Annotated in this window: 14 protein-coding genes and 2 tRNA genes; 11 read left to right on the forward strand and 5 right to left on the reverse strand. The window is 36.2% G+C overall.

What is annotated here, in order from left to right; all coding sequences use genetic code 11:
- The first annotated feature begins 55 nt into the window (after window positions 1-55).
- The 4 genes from BT999_RS05490 (at window position 56) to cobU (ending at window position 4,477) form a co-directional block, all read left to right on the forward strand.
- A complete protein-coding gene (locus BT999_RS05490) occupies window positions 56-1,984 on the forward strand; it encodes a two-component system sensor histidine kinase NtrB (RefSeq protein WP_084650610.1) in 1,929 nt (642 codons plus the stop codon).
- A 54-nt stretch (window positions 1,985-2,038) separates the two neighbouring features.
- Window positions 2,039-3,508 (forward strand): sigma-54-dependent transcriptional regulator, encoded by a 1,470-nt coding sequence (locus BT999_RS05495; protein ID WP_072696771.1) that lies wholly within the window; start codon window positions 2,039-2,041, stop codon window positions 3,506-3,508.
- 85 nt (window positions 3,509-3,593) lie between these two features.
- The gene (locus BT999_RS05500; RefSeq protein ID WP_072696772.1) at window positions 3,594-3,896 is read left to right on the forward strand and encodes a c-type cytochrome; all 303 of its coding nucleotides are present in this window, start codon (window positions 3,594-3,596) and stop codon (window positions 3,894-3,896) included.
- An 11-nt stretch (window positions 3,897-3,907) separates the two neighbouring features.
- On the forward strand, window positions 3,908-4,477 hold the full coding sequence (cobU, locus tag BT999_RS05505) for a bifunctional adenosylcobinamide kinase/adenosylcobinamide-phosphate guanylyltransferase (RefSeq protein WP_072696773.1): 570 nt from the start codon (window positions 3,908-3,910) through the stop codon (window positions 4,475-4,477).
- A 20-nt stretch (window positions 4,478-4,497) separates the two neighbouring features.
- Here cobU and BT999_RS05510 read toward each other — a convergent pair whose 3' ends face one another.
- A complete protein-coding gene (locus BT999_RS05510) occupies window positions 4,498-5,409 on the reverse strand; it encodes a tRNA1(Val) (adenine(37)-N6)-methyltransferase (RefSeq protein ID WP_072696774.1) in 912 nt (303 codons plus the stop codon).
- A 206-nt stretch (window positions 5,410-5,615) separates the two neighbouring features.
- Here BT999_RS05510 and BT999_RS05515 point away from each other — a divergent pair, with 206 nt between their 5' ends.
- From BT999_RS05515 to BT999_RS05525, 3 genes are all read left to right on the forward strand, one after another.
- Window positions 5,616-8,852, forward strand: a complete 3,237-nt coding sequence (locus BT999_RS05515; RefSeq protein ID WP_072696775.1) for a UvrD-helicase domain-containing protein — start codon at window positions 5,616-5,618, stop codon at window positions 8,850-8,852.
- A 12-nt stretch (window positions 8,853-8,864) separates the two neighbouring features.
- The gene (locus tag BT999_RS05520; protein WP_072696776.1) at window positions 8,865-9,209 is read left to right on the forward strand and encodes a DVU0772 family protein; all 345 of its coding nucleotides are present in this window, start codon (window positions 8,865-8,867) and stop codon (window positions 9,207-9,209) included.
- 163 nt (window positions 9,210-9,372) lie between these two features.
- Window positions 9,373-9,448 (forward strand) — tRNA-Asn (locus tag BT999_RS05525).
- Window positions 9,449-9,597: 149 nt separating this feature from the next.
- Here the strand turns inward: BT999_RS05525 and BT999_RS05530 are convergent.
- On the reverse strand, window positions 9,598-10,521 hold the full coding sequence (locus tag BT999_RS05530; RefSeq protein ID WP_072696777.1) for a hypothetical protein: 924 nt from the start codon (window positions 10,519-10,521) through the stop codon (window positions 9,598-9,600).
- Window positions 10,522-10,855: 334 nt separating this feature from the next.
- Window positions 10,856-10,931: transfer RNA gene (locus tag BT999_RS05535), tRNA-Asn, on the reverse strand.
- A 169-nt stretch (window positions 10,932-11,100) separates the two neighbouring features.
- On the opposite strand from BT999_RS05535, the gene BT999_RS05540 reads away from it, so the two are divergent.
- The 4 genes from BT999_RS05540 to leuD all read left to right on the forward strand — a co-directional run bounded on the left by BT999_RS05540 (window position 11,101) and on the right by leuD (window position 15,921).
- Window positions 11,101-12,060 carry an ankyrin repeat domain-containing protein gene (locus BT999_RS05540; RefSeq protein WP_072696778.1) on the forward strand — a complete coding sequence of 320 codons (960 nt, stop codon included), beginning with the start codon at window positions 11,101-11,103 and terminating at the stop codon, window positions 12,058-12,060.
- Between the two features lie 426 nt (window positions 12,061-12,486).
- Complete coding sequence (locus tag BT999_RS05545; RefSeq protein ID WP_072696779.1) at window positions 12,487-14,043, forward strand: 2-isopropylmalate synthase; 1,557 nt, start codon at window positions 12,487-12,489, stop codon at window positions 14,041-14,043.
- Window positions 14,033-15,316, forward strand: a complete 1,284-nt coding sequence (locus BT999_RS05550; protein ID WP_072696780.1) for a 3-isopropylmalate dehydratase large subunit — start codon at window positions 14,033-14,035, stop codon at window positions 15,314-15,316. Before BT999_RS05545 ends, BT999_RS05550 begins: the two co-directional genes overlap by 11 nt.
- Before the next feature lie 104 nt (window positions 15,317-15,420).
- Window positions 15,421-15,921 (forward strand): 3-isopropylmalate dehydratase small subunit, encoded by a 501-nt coding sequence (gene leuD / locus BT999_RS05555; protein ID WP_072696781.1) that lies wholly within the window; start codon window positions 15,421-15,423, stop codon window positions 15,919-15,921.
- A gap of 105 nt (window positions 15,922-16,026) precedes the next feature.
- Here leuD and phoU read toward each other — a convergent pair whose 3' ends face one another.
- Both phoU and pstB read right to left on the reverse strand, forming a co-directional pair.
- Window positions 16,027-16,698: a phosphate signaling complex protein PhoU gene (gene phoU / locus BT999_RS05560; protein ID WP_072696782.1), complete on the reverse strand. Its 672-nt coding sequence runs from the start codon at window positions 16,696-16,698 to the stop codon at window positions 16,027-16,029.
- A gap of 64 nt (window positions 16,699-16,762) precedes the next feature.
- Window positions 16,763-17,518 carry a phosphate ABC transporter ATP-binding protein PstB gene (gene pstB, locus BT999_RS05565; protein ID WP_072696783.1) on the reverse strand — a complete coding sequence of 252 codons (756 nt, stop codon included), beginning with the start codon at window positions 17,516-17,518 and terminating at the stop codon, window positions 16,763-16,765.
- Window positions 17,519-17,560 lie beyond the last annotated feature (42 nt).

A 17,560-nucleotide genomic window follows, 5' to 3' on the forward strand; every position in this document is an offset into this window, starting at 1 on the left:
AGCTTTTTTTTAGCGAATGTTTTACTTATGAGTTAAAGAAAAATATTGGGAATTAATGATGCAGGTTTATGAAAAAAATCAAGAACGCAGCACTTTGGTCTTGGTGATTTTAACTTTCTTTGTTGTTGGCATTAGCTTAATTTTTTCAACATGGCAAGGGTTAAAAAACCAAGAAGAAATAGGTGATAAAAACTTTTATATAACGGCTCACGCAATCTTTCAGGCGGTAGCCAGTGTGATTGACGTAAATGCGTTAAAATCTCGCACGACTTTAACGGCTTTGGAAGAAAATTTTTTAAATGAACTTGAAAAAGATAATAATTTGGTGTTCGTTGGTATTATTGATGCGTCCGGCGGACGAATTTTAACTTCAGGAAGCCAGGAAGGTAGTTTGCATCTTAGCGAAGAAGCTCTTGCAAAAATGGCGGAAAGCGGAGAGTGGAGCGGACGCACTTTTTTTGATAATACGCCGATATATATTTTCAGTAGGCGTGTCTTGCCACCTCAGTTAAAATCAGAGACTCTTTTTTTAGGTATTACTCCGCCGAAAAATATTGAAAGAGACGGTTTTAAAACAGGCTTAAAAAACAATTCTCCGACTTTACAATCTTTCCCTGCGGAGAATATGGAAAAAGGTGTTTTTTTAGTTGTTGGCGTTAATATTTCTCGCCCTTTGTCGCTTTATCGGGCTTTTAAAAATAACGCATTTTTTCAAGCTTTTTATATCCTTCTTTTGGCGATTTTAATTTTTATTTTGGCGATACGCTTTTTAGCCGGAAAAGATTTGGCAGTTAAAGTTTTTAGGCTTGAACAATTTCAAAACAGCTTGATACAAAACTTACCTGATGGTTTAATTACAATTAACGCAATGGGTGAAATAGAAACGATTAACCCTGCTGCGGTAAATATTCTTTTAAGGGCTTTTCCGGATATGATAAATCTTTTAAACTCCAATTTATCCGAGCAGGAGGTTGAACTTTTAAGTAAAAACGAAAAAAATTATACGTCAGTTGATTATATTAAGTTTAGCCAATTTTTTTCCGGAAAAAACATTAATATTTTACCAAAAGTTTTTATTGATTCTTTTTGTAATTGTATGGAAGTTCAACAAGCTGAGAAAACCCTTGATTTAAGTTGGTCTCAGTGTCGTTTAGATAACTTTGAGCTTGAGATTTTAGCTTTATCTTTAAGCGAAGACTTTAAAAAGGTTGAAAAAACTTGTGGTGATAAACTGATTATTATTCGAGATCGTACTCACCTAAAAGAATTGGAAAAAAGTTTGGCAGAGGCAGAAAAGCTGGCTGCCGTTGGATCTTTGGCGGCGGGAGTAGCCCACGAAATTCGCAATCCTTTGTCTTCGTTACGCGGGTTTGCTCAACTTTTTGCAAAAAAAATGCTCGGAAAAGAACCTGAGTCAAGTTATGCTCAAACCATGGTCAGAGAAGCTGATCGTTTAAACAGGGTAGTTACCGACTTATTGTTTTTGTCAAAACAAAGTAAGTTAAACATTACAGCGTTAAATATAAAAGAAATTGTTAATCATCTTGAAACACTGATTAAATTGGATTTATCAAGGCATAACATAGTAGTATTCAACAGGTTGGAAGTTGAAACAATTTATGCTGATTATGACGCTTTAAGCCAAATTTTATTAAATCTTGTTTTAAATAGTGTTGATGCCGTAACTGAAAGTAAACAAAAAAACAACTTGTCTGAACCTCAAGAGTTGAAAATAGAGAGCGAAAAAGGTACTTATCAAGGTAAACAAGGTGTATGGCTCAGAGTAAAAGACAAGGGTGTTGGGTTTCCGTTAGAATTAAAAGATAAAATTTTAAAACCTTTTTTCAGTACAAAAGGAAAAGGCACAGGTTTGGGTTTGGCTCTTGTTGAACGCTATGTTAAAGAACATGGTGGAACGCTTGAAATTGAATCACAAGAGGGCGTTGGTACAAGCGTGAGTTTGTTTTTTCCTGATTATATTTAGATTTGATCATATATTTTTCAACCGTAATTTGTTTTTTTATAAGATGTGGGACAAATGAAAAAAATTTTAGTGGTAGATGATGAACCCGGACATAGAATGATGTTGCGAGCCGTTTTGGAAGATGCGGGTTGGGAGGTTTTTGAGGCTGAAAGTGCAGAAGAAGCCTTTGACCTGCTTGATTCGGCGTTTGTTCGAAACGGTTTTGTTGAATCGACGCAAGTTGATATGCCTGATGTGATGATTTTAGATATTCATCTTCCCGGTATTGACGGACACGAGGCTTTAGGGAAAATACATAGCTTATATCCAAACTTGGTGGTTGTTATGTTAACGGCTTTTGGAAGTGTTGGGTCTGCTGTTGAAGCAATGAAAAAAGGGGCTTTTGATTATCTTACCAAACCTTCTGATAATGATGAATTGTGTGCCGTATTAGAGAATGCTTTAAGATACGCTCAGGTTTTAAAAGTTCAAAACAGTCAAAATCTGTCAAGTTTTTCAACAGAAAAAGAAGTTTTGGAAAACCTTGTTGGTCAAAGCAACACGATGAAAAAATTACGTGAACTTATTCGTCAGGCTGCCCCAAGCGAAGCGACTGTTTTAATTTTAGGTGAATCAGGTACGGGAAAAGAATTAATCGCTGATGCTTTACATGCTTTAAGCGAACGTGCGGAAAAACCTTTTATAAAAATAAACTGTGCGGCATTACCGGCAAACCTGCTTGAAAGCGAGCTATTTGGATATGAAAAAGGGGCTTTTACAGGTGCGGTAAGGGCGAAACCCGGGCGTTTTGTCTTGGCTGATGGTGGCAGTCTTTTTTTAGATGAAATCGGAGAGTTGTCGTTAGATTTACAGGCAAAACTATTAAGAGTTTTACAAGAACGCATTGTGGAACCTTTGGGCGGTGTAAAGGGCGTTCCCATTAATGTCAGAATTTTTGCGGCAACCAATCGAGACTTAAGACAAGAGGTAAAAGAGGGCAGGTTTAGAGAAGATTTATATTTTCGCTTAAATGTAATTGAAATTGCTTCTCCGCCTTTGCGTGAGCGTTTAGACGATTTGCCCGAACTTTGTGCAAAAATTTTGGCTAGGTTGGTGCAAAAAAATAAAAAGTCAGTAAGAGGGATTGAACAGGAGTTTATGGAATGTTTGTCAAAATATTCATGGTCAGGCAATATTAGGGAATTGGAAAACGTGTTGGAGCGAGCTTTAATTTTAAGCAGGGGTGATAACCTCAGCCTTGGTGTGTTGCCTGAATATATTCTTCACCCTGAACCTTTTGAAACAATTATAGACCCAAAAGAAAACGTTTTGATAAATAATCGCATTCAAAATTCATCGGAATTTTTGGCTGCGTCTCAAGACGCAAGTAATTTTGAAAAATATAAAGAAGAGGCTGAGAAACAAGCTCTAAGCGAAGCCTTGAAAAATTATGATGGACACAGAGAAAAAACTGCAGATGCGCTGGGTATAAGCCGACGAACTTTACAATATAAACTCAAAAAATATGGGTTGACTAAACGCTAAATAATACTATTATCGTTTTAGATAGAGACAGCGTTTTTTGTTGTATTTTTATTTTTCTTTAACCTTTATCTTGTTGAGGTTTATTATGAAAAAACTTATTATTAGCTTGGTTTTAGTTTTTGGTGTGTTCTCTGTTTTTAGCATGGGGGCTTTTGCGGCTGAAGACGGTGCAAGTCTATATAAAGAACGTTGTGCCGGTTGTCATGGTGCCGACGGTGCAAAAAGTACTCCGGTTAAAGGCACAAGTCAGGAAATAGAGAAAAAACTTAAGGGTTATCTCGACGGTTCATACGGCGGAACGAAAAAAGCTGTTATGGCGGGTATTGTGAAAAAACTTTCCGATGAACAAATTAAACTTGTTTCAGCTCATATCGCCACATTTAACTAACTTTATAATAAATGAATCATAAACTTAATGTTTTATTTCTAGGAGGAGCCAGAAGTGGAAAAAGCTCTCTGGCTCTTTCTTATGCCGAAAAGATTGGGAAAAAACGACTTTTTGTTGCAACAGCACAAGCTTTTGATGAAGAAACAAAAGAACGTATCTTAGCACACAGGCAAGAACGAGGTTCTTATTGGCAGACCTTGGAAGTTCCTCTTAATTTAAGTGATATTTTTTATCAATCAGAGGAAAAGGCTGATGTTATTTTAGTAGATTGCTTGACTATGTGGTTAAACAATATGGTTTTTGCCGAGATAAAAGACAGGGTTGAACTTTTAGAAGATAAGGTCAAAAGAAAAGCTTTAATGGTTAAAATTATTGGAGAATTTGAAACTTTTTGTGTAAATATGCAACAGTTTTCAGGTTCTGTTGTTTTAGTTAGTAACGAACTTGGTTTAAGTCTTGTTCCCGAAACTTTATTAGGGCGTTTTTTTAGAGATTTATCAGGTAAAATAAACCAGATAGCGGCACAGCATTGCCAAAAAGTATATTTTGTGGCGGCGGGTTTGTCTTTAACTTTAAAATAATAATATATTACAATATATTATCAGTTGCGTTTTTGATTGCAACTTAAAAATGGGCAAAAGTCCAAAGCTTCCTTAGTTACGCAGTTATTGCGATATAAAGTTAAAGGGGGTAAAAAACTTGGTTTAACGGGTAATTCGTTAATCGCTTCGATCAAAAAAAACGGAGCAACTTTGTTCTCATTTCCGTAAATATGGAGTATGCGTTTGGGATACAAATTTAACTCGGTTAACTGGTTTAATAAATAATCCTTTCTGTTTGTGGGATAAACACAATATAACGCACCTTGTTTTTTAAGTTTGTGTTTTGCAAATAAGGCAAAACTTTTTAAAGAACCTCGCTCTTCAAATAAAGCGATACGTCTTAATTCTGATTGTGGAACTTTTCCGCACTGTGAAAGACGATAGGGCGGGTTTGTTACGATAAAGTCATATTGATTTGTGATTAGGCTTTTATTGTGTAATTGTTTTAAACCTTGTAACGACAAAGGTTTTTGAAGTTTTTTTAAGGCGGAAAATTCTTTGCTAAGATCGAGGTTGATTATATTAAAAAACTCATTAAAACCAAGGTTTAAAGCATTTTTCAAAGCCGCTTTGCACAGATCGGGAATAAGTTCATAACCGTCCGCAAATAAAAGAGGTGTTTTGTTTTTTGAGTTGTTTTGATTCAGTAGGAAAAGAGCAAAAGGAATAACTCCGCAACCTGTTCCCAAGTCAGCGAAATTTAATATTTTTTTCTTCTGTTCATAAGTACTGGCATTGGCACTGACATTAGCACTGGTATCTTTACATGAATTTTCACAGTCGTATACAAAAGAAGCCAAAAGTAAAGCTTCCGCAGAAAAGCGAAAGCTTCCCTCGGGTTGTATTAAGGCTCTTGGAAATAGCGTTCTTGATTCTTGTTGAGAACTTATAGTGTTTTTAGAAAAAATCATAAATAATAGTAGACAAAAATTAGGACTTATTGGTATTGTTAAAATGAATTTTGATAAAATCTTTATTTATTATATATTTTAAAATAAATTTAACAGTATCATCTCGTTAAAAACAATCTGTAGCTTAGCTGTTAATTGATGTAAATAAAATTATTATTTTTGGAAGCATTTTTAAGGGTTATTTTTTATTAGGTTAATTTATTGCTATGCAAACATTTCGTGCGGATCTTCATATACATTCTCGTTTTTCAAGGGCAACCAGCTCTAAACTGACGGCACATTACCTTGCGGCTTGGGCAAAGATCAAGGGTCTTGAGCTTATCGGAACCGGTGATATTACTCACCCCGTTTGGCGTGAGGAGCTTAAAGAAAAACTTGTTTATAATAATAAAACGGGTTTTTATCACTTAAAAAATGCTGTTGATATTGATCACGAACTTCCGCTTTATTCCGGATTAAAAATTTCCGGAGAGACAAATTTTATTTTACAGGGCGAAATTAGTTCGGTTTACAAAAAAAACGGAAAAGTGCGTAAAATTCACAATATAGTTTATTTTCCAAACTTTGAAGTTGCGGATAAATTTTCTGAAAAACTCGGAAAAATCGGGAACATAAGTTCAGACGGTCGACCGACTGTGGGTCTTGATGCAAAACAGGTTCTTGAAATGGTGCTTGAGTCTCACCCTGATTCTTTTTTGATTCCTGCTCATATCTGGACTCCTTGGTTTTCTTTGTTTGGTTCAAAATCAGGTTTTGATTCAGTTGAAGAGTGTTTTGGATCTTTGTCCGAACATATTTTTGCTCTCGAAACCGGTCTTTCTTCAAATCAAGAAATGAACCGCCTGATTAGCTCGTTAGATCGTTTTAAACTGGTTTCAAATTCTGATGCACATTCCGGAGAAAACCTTGGACGAGAGGCAAATATTTTTTCAGGAACCTTGTCTTATCAGGGCGTTTTAAATGCTTTGCGGGGGTCTGATGGAAAAAGTATTAACTCAACAAATTTGATAGGAACAATTGAATTTTTCCCCGAAGAAGGCAAATATCACCTGGACGGACACAGAAAATGCAATATTGTCATGGAACCATCTGAGAGCAGAGCCAGACACGGTATTTGTCCTGTTTGCGGAAAACCCTTGACAATTGGGGTTTTAAACAGGGTTTTGGAACTTGCGGACAGGGAAACACCGGTTTTTAAAAGTGCTAGTAGCGAACAATCTTTAATCCCTTTGGCGGAACTCATTTCGGAAGTTGTTGGAACAAACTCGAAAAGTCGCCGTGTTAGCGATATGCACGCTAGATTAATTTCTCGTTTTGGCGCGGAATTATCTATTTTAAGTCAAGTTCCGGAAGATGAACTTATGCGTTTTTCCGCACCGCTTGGCGAAGCAATTTCTCGCATGAGGCACGGTGCTGTATTGCGAGAGGGTGGATATGACGGAGAATATGGCGTTGTAAGAGTTTTTAGTGAAAAAGAACAGAAAGAACTTTTAAAACGAGGTACTTTGGTTGGTTTTTCCTTGGATAATCTTATTGTTCCGCTTTGTCCTTCGAGAGAAAAGAAAGAAGCTCAACAGCAAGAACAAAGTGATCCTAATGACCATCTTAACGAAGTTCTTATGCCTGCTTTACCCAAAAATTACGAGGAGGTTATAAGAGAAATTCGCTTTAACGTAAATCAAAAGCGTGCTCTTTGTTCCAGTGCCGGACCAAACTTAGTGATAGCCGGTCCGGGAAGTGGAAAAACGCGTACTTTAATTGGACGTATTTTACATCTTATCGAAAACTCAATCAGTATAAAAAATATTTTAGCCCTTACTTTCACCAGACGTGCCGCTACTGAAATAGACCAAAGATTATTACAATATTTAGGAGGCGGAACGCCTATCCCGCGAGTTGATACTTTGTATGCATTGGCATTTGAAGTTTGGCAGAATACACACCGCAGTAAGCCGATTTTATTGTCTTCCGAAAACGCTTTAAAGCTGTTTATTGAGGCAAATGGGGAACAAAATATTACCAAGCTCCGTGATAATTTTCAAGAAATCAATCTGAATCGTGAGCGTTTGCTACCTTTAAAAGACGAGCTAAAAATCCAATATCAAAATTATTGTCAACAAAAAACAGCTTGGAACTTGGCTGATCTCATTGAACTTTTGGAAAGTTGGCGTGAACAGATGGATACGGGAATTTATTCACGCCCTTGGACGCATATTCTTGTTGATGAAATACAAGATTTGTCAAATTTGCAACTGGCTTTAATCAAGGCCTTAACGCCGCCTGATGGTCTTGGTTTTTTCGCTGTTGGCGACCCTGATCAAAGTATTTGTTCTTTTCAAGGTGCCGGTGGTGATGTTGAAAATTCATTAAGAGAAAACTGGCCTCATTTGAACGTAATACATCTTGATGAAAATTACCGTTCAACCCCTGAGCTATTGGAACTTTCTTCTGGTTTTATACGTTCTTATGCTTTGAGTCCGACGATGCATCAGGCTGGTTTAAGCACTGATCAAACGCAGAAACAAGGCGATATTCGAGTTTTTCACGCTTCGAGTGATAAAAGTGAAGCTTTTTGGATAGGTTCGCAAATTAAATCTTTTTTGGGTTTGCCATCACACAATATTATCGACCATGCCAAAAATATAGATAAAAACACCTCTCATTTCGACTCTATTGATGGGAAAGGGGAGTATAGTTTAAGTGATATTGTGGTGTTGGTGCGGACAAAAGAGCTTATTCCGGTAATTAAAAACACTCTTCAAAGAATGGGTGTTCCTTGTTCTACGCCTGAGACAGAAGTTTTTTGGCGAGAGCCGAGAGTTGAAATGATTATTAATGCGGCATCAAGACAGTTTGGTATTAACTTAACCGAAGAAGAAAACTTGAAATGTCCTGAAAAAATTATAGCAAAAGGTCCTTTGGGGATCGCTGCATATTTTTCTGATTCTTTGCCGTTTGATGCACTTTTTTGGCAATCTCAAGCTTTTAAAACCTTAGTCAAAAGTTTTGATAAATATTCAGGTTGGTCGGGGTTGATTAATTGGATTAGTATGCAAAGCGAGCTTGAATTGGCAAAAAATAATAGTGAAAAAGTCCAGTTGCTGACTATTAATGCAGCTAAGGGCTTAGAATTTAAAATTGTTTTTTTACCGGGGCTTGAAGATGGATTAATTCCTTTTATGGGTGTTGATTTTCTTAGTGGAAAGTTGAAAAATAAATCTCTTTCTGTTAATATAGATGAAGAGAGACGGATTTTTTATGTTGGGTTAACCAGAGCCCAAGACGCCGTTTTGATGAGTTATTCTTCTAAAAGAGAATTTTCAGGACATGCCCTTAGACTAAAACCCTCTAAATTTATTCATGAACTTCCTAAACGCAATATTTTATTTTCTACTTTAAAAGCACATCACAGTATCAGGGAAACGCAATTAAAATTATTATAAAGGAGGATTATAATGAGTTCGCTAAAAGATTTTTCTCAGCTTAATATTGATTGGAATTTAAGTCCGGAACACGCTGTAACTATGTATTTGGAGTGGGGTAATAATGATTGGCACGCCGAACACCCACCTGTGCGTTCAAAAGATGATTTTGCTCATTATTTCGTGGTTGATACTTGGGGAGAGTCGCCTATTATTCGTTTAGTCAGGCGTAATTCCGAAAATGCTGTTGAGCTGATTTCCGTACCTTTACCTGATTCGTTAAAAGCGAACTATGTAAAAGAATATGGTAACTTACGTGGCGTTTTTGAACCGACTCAGGAAATTAAAGCTTGGATTAAATCAGAAATGGGTCATTAAGATTATCTTATTGATTTAATTAATGATAAAGCCGAAATAAATATTGGTTATATGTCTTTTGTTGAGTATTTTTTTATATTTATTCTCTTTTTTTGAAGAAACACTTGACATTTTTGAAAAATTCTCATAAACAAGGTTTTCGCACTAATAATGCGTTTATTATTCCTCGGTAGCTCAGTAGGTAGAGCGGGTGACTGTTAATCACTAGGTCCGCGGTTCAAGCCCGTGCCGAGGAGCCAGAATGTTAGAAAGGACTCATCAGAAATGATGGGTTCTTTTTTTTGTTTTTGTCTTATGTATGTATATAAAAAGGAGTATTTTGGTCTGTATTTCACCTGGAGGTTATTGTAGCATTGATACCCACTTGAACACATGAAAGGTCTATAACTTATATTGTCTTGGGACTATTGTTATCTTGGTGGTTGAATAGAGGAAAGTCATATTTGACAATATCAGTAATTATTCTACTGACAGAAGCTCTTTTAGATCCTATTTTTTTGTAACTTGTTGTTATGATCTTAGCATCAAAGTACATGCTTTCAAGCTCAGCCATGTCAGTATCTTTTATATCGTCAATAAATTGATCATTATCTATTGTTGCCCAGAACATTTGCCCTTCACTTGAAAATTGCCATTTTGTTTTAAATGGAGATATATATACAATTTTGACTAATTTATTTTCAGTAGTAATAGACTGTTCTTCTGGAGAGCTAAGTATAAAATATTTTCTATCTTTTTTTTCTAATGCAATGATATTTATATTATCTTGCTTTAATTCTATCTTAGATACATCATTATGCTCAAGCACCTTAGTGAAGTCATCAAGCCCATCTCTAATCTTTGCATCATTGATAAGTTTTATAAGTGTATTTTTTTCCTCGTTGCTCATCAATTCATCTTTAGATATTGCTTCTATAAACAAGTCTAATTCACCATTAGTTGCTTTTAATTTGTTAGATATTACCTTAATAACATTTAATAAAAAACCACCAATAGCTCCTTTTGTCTTTTTGTAATCATATCCAAAAAATTGTAACAATGTCATTGGAGCGAAAACTAATGTTATAATAGAAGCAAAAATTTCGAGAGAACCTTCTTTATTTGCCCCTATTGTGACTTGGATATTTACCCCAAGTATTTCTTTTGATATTTTTTTAAGAGTGGATGTAAGTCCTAGTATTGATAATGCTAGATATTCAGCGTCAACGTTATGAGGAAACGCTTCATTTGATATGCCATATACGATACTAAAATCATCATTTAATTTACCACGCTCAAAACGGGGATCATCTGGTATAAGCGAAGAAGACATTAGCACCCCCTCAATAATTATTATATCAGCTTATAGCTGCCATAAATTATAGGGCATTTATAGAAAATACACAACTCCAAATATAACTCTGTGTATCAAATATACTGTCATCGGTAATGGAAAAGTATTCTTAATAGACAATTCAAGAAATTAAATTACTAAATAGTCTCAAAATAATATAAGTCTTAGATAGTTTCTGTGTTAAAGTTGGTATCAATGCTACGAGAGCCTACAAGTTAGATATATACCAAATACACATCCAATCAATATTTTTGTATACTATAGCATAACAAAAAAAGAACCCACCATTTCTGATGAGTCCTTTCTAAAATTCTGGCTCCTCGGCACGGGCTTGAACCGCGGACCTAGTGATTAACAGTCACCCGCTCTACCGACTGAGCTACCGAGGAATAATAGACACTTTATTAGTGCGAAAACCTTGTTTATGAGAATTTTTCAAAAAGGTCAAGTTGTTTTTTTAGTGATATTTATCTTTTTGATTTTAGCATATTTTCTTTGTGTTCTTGAGTCGTTTTGATACGATATTAAAAAATAAGGCGTAATTTTTTGGAGTGTCCTATGTCTTTTCCTGTGCGTTTTTATGATAGTTGCAAATATTTTCAACTCGTTATCTTGTGCTTTTTCTTCACTTTCTTTTTTTCTTTTAATCAGGTTGCTGTTGTGAGTGCAGTGCCTGTTGGGAAATATAATGAATATTGGTTTGGGCGTTTTGCTGAAGCTGAAATCATCATAAAAGCTATGAGTGATATAAATTATATAGACGAAGATGGTAATACCGTTCTTATATTGGCAATAAAATATAACAGCGATTATAACCAGCTTGAGCAATTAGTTGAGCCATTACTTAAATTGGGTGCTAACGTAAATGCTAAAAATAAACATGGTCTTACTCCACTTATGACAGAGGCATTTTATAATAAATCATATAATATTTTAAGTTTGTTACTTAAAGCAGGTGCAGATGTAAATGTAAAAAATATAAGCGGTTACACTTCACTTATGTTTTTGGTTGACGATTCAAGAATCTACGATTCCGCTGACCCTAACCTAGGCTTAAAATCTGTCGAAATGTTTATTAAAGCAGGTGCAGATGTAAATGCAAAAACTAGTGATGGAGAAACGCCACTTATGATCGCTGTGACTTATCATAACAATCCTGAAGTGGTAGCCCTTCTTGTTAAGAGCGGTGCTGAGATTAATAGCCAAGATAACAATGGCAATACTGCCTTTATGTTGGCAGCAAGCCGCAATAAAAATCATGAAATAGTTAAGTTATTACTGAATAGTGGAGCAGATATTTATTTTAGAAATAATGACGGCAGAACCCCAATAATAGAAGCTGTTTTACACTTAGGGGCAGAAAGAGACGTTGAAGCTATTGAGCGTATTAATATATTGTTTAATGCCGGGGTAAATATAAATGCTTCAGATATAAATAAAAAAACAGCTTTGGCTTATGCAAAAGAGATAGGATATTCTGAGTTGGTTGTTACTTTACTGGGTTTTGGGGCAAAATAATGCAAAAATAGATTTACTATAAATTTATTCTTGACTTTTTTTTTAGATCACATATTTTAAACGAAATGTTTGTATATTTATACAAATAAAATAAAAAATTCAAACTTAACTAAAATAAACTTAACTTTGGAGCCGTAATAAATGTATTCAATAAACCATAATAATATTTTTGGTCTATTACTACTTCTATTACCTGTTGGCTCCGGCAAGTGGGTTTGATTCTTTATGTTTAAAAAACATAATTAGAGTAATAAACTAACGAAAGCCGAGCTGTAAAAGTTCGGCTTTTTTATTTATTTTTGTTTGAGGACTTGAGTTGAAATTTGTGTCATTCGCTTGGTGGAAAAAAAATATTATAAAAATCTGAATAAAAGATTGAAAAGATATCTAAATAACATTAAAATTAAAAAGATAAGGAAGTGTAAAATGGAAGACAATCGTGTTATTATTTTTGATACAACGCTAAGAGACGGCGAACAAGCGGCCGGCGTTAATCTTAATGTTCAAGAAAAAGTACAACTTGCGAACCAACTTTGTAAATTAAAAGTAGATGTTATCGAGGCCGGTTTTGCGGCGGCTTCTCCCGGAGACTTTGATTGTGTTGCGGCGATTGCTAAAGTTGCTAAAGGAACGGGAACTACCGTTGCCTCTTTAGCTCGTACTCGCGAGGCTGATATTAGAGCGGCGGCAAAAGCCCTTGAAGTAACGGACAAAGCACGCATTCATACCTTTATAGCTACCAGCCAGATACATATGGAATATAAGCTTAAAATGACCAGGGAACAAGTTTTAAACGAAGTACGCTCTGGCGTTAGTTTAGCTCATAGTCTTTGTAAAGATGTTGAATTTTCAGCCGAAGATGCCAGTCGCTCTGACTTAGCTTTTTTAATTGAAGTTTTTAAACTTGCTATTGAGTGTGGTGCTACGACTTTAAATATTCCGGATACTGTTGGTTATGCTGTGCCTGATGAATATGGTGCTTTTGTTAAAAAAGTGATTGAAGGGGTGAATGCTCCTAAAAATGTAATATATTCAGTGCATTGTCATGATGACTTAGGTTTAGCGGTTGCTAACTCTCTCGCCGCTTTAAAAGCAGGGGCAAGACAAGTTGAGGGAACTATTAACGGTCTTGGCGAGCGTGGCGGAAATGCGGCTTTAGAAGAAGTTGTTATGGCTTTAAAAACCCGTCGTGATTTTTATGGTTTAACTTCAAATTTAGTTACACAACAATTGATGCGTACTAGCCAACTTACAGCCAAGCTAACTGGTGTTGCTGTTCCTCCTAATAAAGCTATTGTCGGTGGAAATGCATTTAGCCATGAAGCTGGCATTCATCAACATGGAATTTTAGCAAATAGAGCAACCTATGAAATTATGAATGCCGAAGACGTTGGTGCGATTGCTGCTGTTTTAGTGTTGGGAAAACATTCAGGCAAACACGCCTTTAAAGATCGCCTCTCCGCTTTGGGTTATCAATTAAGCGAAGAACAAATTGAAATAGCGTTTAAAGCCTTTAAGCTGTTGTGTGATGCTAAAAAAGATGTAACTGATGCTGATCTTGAGGCCTTGGTTATTGATAATATTTTAGGTATTTCAACAACAGATGCATTTGTTTATAAAAATTATACTGTTCAGGCAGGTTGTGCTGATGTTCCGGCTTCTGCCATGGTAAATTTGACTAAGGGTAAAGAAGGGTTAAGAGATGCCGCTGTGGGAAATGGTCCTGTTGATGCGGCTTATAATGCCATAAAACGTATTATAGGTTTTGAACCAACTTTAACTCAATTCCAAATTAAAGCTACAAGCCAACTTTCTGATGCTTTAGGAGAAGCCATTGTTGTTCTTGAACACGATGGAATTAAAGCTCAAGGGCGTGGGGCTTCGACAGATATTATTGAGGCTAGCGTGAAAGCGTATGTAAACGCTGTAAATCGCTTACTTATTTTAACAACTGCCAAGGAGGCAAAAAATAATGGAAACTAAAAACAGTAAATATACTTTAGTAGAAGCAATTATTGCCAAACATATTGACCCAAAATCAGGCGAAAAAGTAGAGCCGGGTGCAATTTGTCGTGTAAATGTTGATTTTGCTTTTGCCAATGATATTACCACTCCGCCTGCTATTCATGAATTTCACAGAATGGGTGCAGATCAGGTTTTTGATAAACAACGTTGTGCGGTAGTACAAGACCATTTTACTCCTAATAAAGATATTGCATCAGCAACTCAAGTTAAAAAGATTCGTGAGTTTGCTAAGGCGAAAAAAATGTTATTTTGGGAAGTGGGTCGTGTTGGAGTAGAACACGCGTTTTTACCGGAACAAGGTTATGTTTTGCCTGGTGATATTGTGCTTGGTGCTGATAGCCATACTTGTACCGGTGGTGCTTTGGGTGCTTTAGCGACCGGCGTTGGTTCTAGCGACTTGGCGGCGGCTTGGGCCTTAGGCGAAACTTGGCTTAGAGTGCCTGAAACTATCAGAGTAGAGTATACCGGAAAGCGTAAACCTTTTGTTACCAGTAAAGACATGATTCTTGCTCTTATCGGTATGATTGGCGTTGAAGGTGCTAATTATATGGCGATTGAATTTGCCGGCGAAGGTATCGCTGATCTGAATATGGACGAGCGTTTTACCATGGCGAATATGGCGATTGAAGCCGGCGGAAAATGTGGTTTGTTTGTACCTGATGAAAAAACCTTAGCTTATGCTAAAGCCAGAGCGAAAAGAGAATTTACTCCTGTTTATCCTGGTGCTGATGCAAAATATGCCAAAGTTATCAAAATAGACTTGAATAAGCTTGAGCCTGTTGTGGCGTTGCCTCACCTTCCTGATAACGTTAAGCCCGTTACTGAAGTTAAAGACATGAAAATTGACCAAGTCTTTATTGGTTCTTGCACTAACGGTCGTATTACTGACCTTGAACAAGCCGCTTCTATCTTAAAAGGGCGTAAAGTGCATGATGATGTGCGTTTAATTGTTATTCCTGCTTCTTATGAAGTTTATAATCAAGCAATGGAAAAAGGTTATATTCAAACCTTTTTAGATGCCGGTGCGGTTATTACAACCCCATCTTGCGGACCTTGTTTGGGCGGACATTTAGGTATCCTTGCTCCGGGTGAGCGTTGTCTTTCTACTAGCAACCGTAACTTTATCGGACGTATGGGTAGTACGGAGAGTGAAGTTATCTTAGCAAGCCCGCTTGTGGCTGCCACAGGTGCGGTTTTAGGGCGTGTTGCTCATCCTAATGAGCTGAAATAACTTTGTTATTTACGGTGAGCTGAAATAACTTATTATTTACGCTGAGCTGAAATAACTTATTATTTACGCTGATTAATTAAACATATTTTATATCGGAGTATGAAATGAAAAAACAATTAAATGGAAAAGCTTGGGTTTATGGGGATAATATTGATACAGACGTAATTATTCCGGCTCGTTATTTAACGACTATTGACCCTATAGAATTAGCTAAACATTGTATGGAAGATATTGATAAAAGCTTTGCAACTGATGTAAAAGCCGGTGATGTTATGGTTGCGGGTAAAAACTTTGGTTGTGGTTCAAGCCGTGAACACGCCCCGATCGCTATTGTTGGAGCAAATATTTCTTGTGTAATCGCCGCCAGTTTTGCCCGTATTTTTTATAGAAATGCGGTTAACGTAGGTCTACCGATTTTAGAATGTCCCGAAGCGATTAAAGATATTCAAAAGGGTGATGAAATAAGCGTTGACGTTGATAAGGGAATTATTACCAATAAACGCACAGGTAAAAATTATACAGCAAAAGCGTTTCCTCCGTTTTTACAGGAGCTTATCAGCCTCGGTGGTTTAGTTCCTTATGTTAAAGCACGTTTAGGAAAATAGTTTAATCTAATCAAAACGCATATAACCTAAAACGTTAAAAAGCCATTGCACCAGTAAGCTGAACTTATTGTGCAATGGCTTTTTTTATTCGTTTAATGGAATATTTTAACAGTGTGCGTGTTTTAAATTTTCACCTTTATAAATAAAATAAGTGTGTTCGGCTATATTTATTGCACGTCTGCAAATACGATTTAGCGAGCGAGAGACTAAAATACTGTGCATGGTGGTATAAGAGTTAAAACTAGCCGCTTCTTTTTCCGTTTTGGTCATAATATTTTGCATTACGGTCATTTCGGCTTGAGATATTTCATCGTCGAGTTTACAGATATGAAAAATGCTTTCGGCATCTTGATCTTTAAATGCGTTAGTTGCTTTATGCAATATTGTTTGAGCCAAATTAATAAGCATTTTATTTGTTTCTTCTACTAATTTATATGAGCTGTCTTCAATATTAAGAATGCGTTCGGCGATAATAGTCGCTTCGTCTCCAATACGTTCAAGGTCGTTAATAATGCGTAATGTTCCGATAACAAAACGTAAATCCTTGGCTACGGGTTGAGCTTTTACCAATAATGATAGGCAAAGATTGTCAATTTCAACTTCAAGACTATTAATCGTATCGTCGCCCTCTATAACGGCGATTGCTTTGCCAACATTACCGGAGTGTAAGGCATCTAAAGCTTCGTCAAAAGCGATAGTTGTGCTTGCAAACATAACAAGCAGACGAGTTCTTAAGTTTGAAATCATTTGTTGGGTTTGTGTTTCGTGGCTTAACATAAAAGTTACCTTTATCTTTATTCGTTTTTTATTAAGTTTTATATCAGTTTGTTTTTATTGTTTTTTAACCGAAACGTCCTGTAATATAATCTTCTGTTTGTTGATTTTTGGGACGAGAAAAGATTTGTTCGGTTTCACCATCTTCAATAAGTTTTCCCATATAAAAAAAGGCTGTGCGATCTGAGACTCTTGCGGCTTGTTGCATATTGTGAGTAACAATAATAATAGTCAGGTTTTTTTTAAGCTCGTGGATTCCTTCTTCTATTTTTTGTGTCGCAATAGGGTCAAGGGCACTTGCCGGTTCGTCCATCAATAAAACTTCAGGTTCAACCGCCAACGCTCTGGCGATACAAAGGCGTTGTTGTTGACCGCCGGATAAGCCGAGGGCAGAACTATGAAGCCTGTCTTTAACCTCGTCAAAAATAGCGGCACGTCTTAGAGATTTTTCAACACGTTCTTCAAGTTCGCTTGTTTTTTTCATGCCGTTTACTCTTAAACCATAAGCAACGTTTTCAAAAATAGTTTTGGGAAAGGGGTTTGGTTTTTGAAAGACCATGCCGACTTTACGCCTTAAAGCAATTAAATCGGTTTTATTACTGTTTATGTTTTCTCCGTCCAATAGAATTGTCCCTTCGAGTTTAGTATTGGCAACTAAATCGTTCATGCGATTTAAGCAACGCAAAAAAGTGCTTTTTCCACAACCCGAAGGTCCGATTAGTGCCGTTACTTGATTTGTGGGAAAGTTCAGATTAACGTCAAATAAGGCTTGATTTTTTCCATAATAAAAATCTATGTTTTGTGTTTCTATTTTAAAAGTCATTAAAAACTCCGTTATCGTTTGGCTTATATGAATTTGTTGAGT

The organism is Desulfovibrio litoralis DSM 11393, assembly GCF_900143255.1.
Lineage (GTDB): Bacteria > Desulfobacterota > Desulfovibrionia > Desulfovibrionales > Desulfovibrionaceae > Frigididesulfovibrio_A > Frigididesulfovibrio_A litoralis.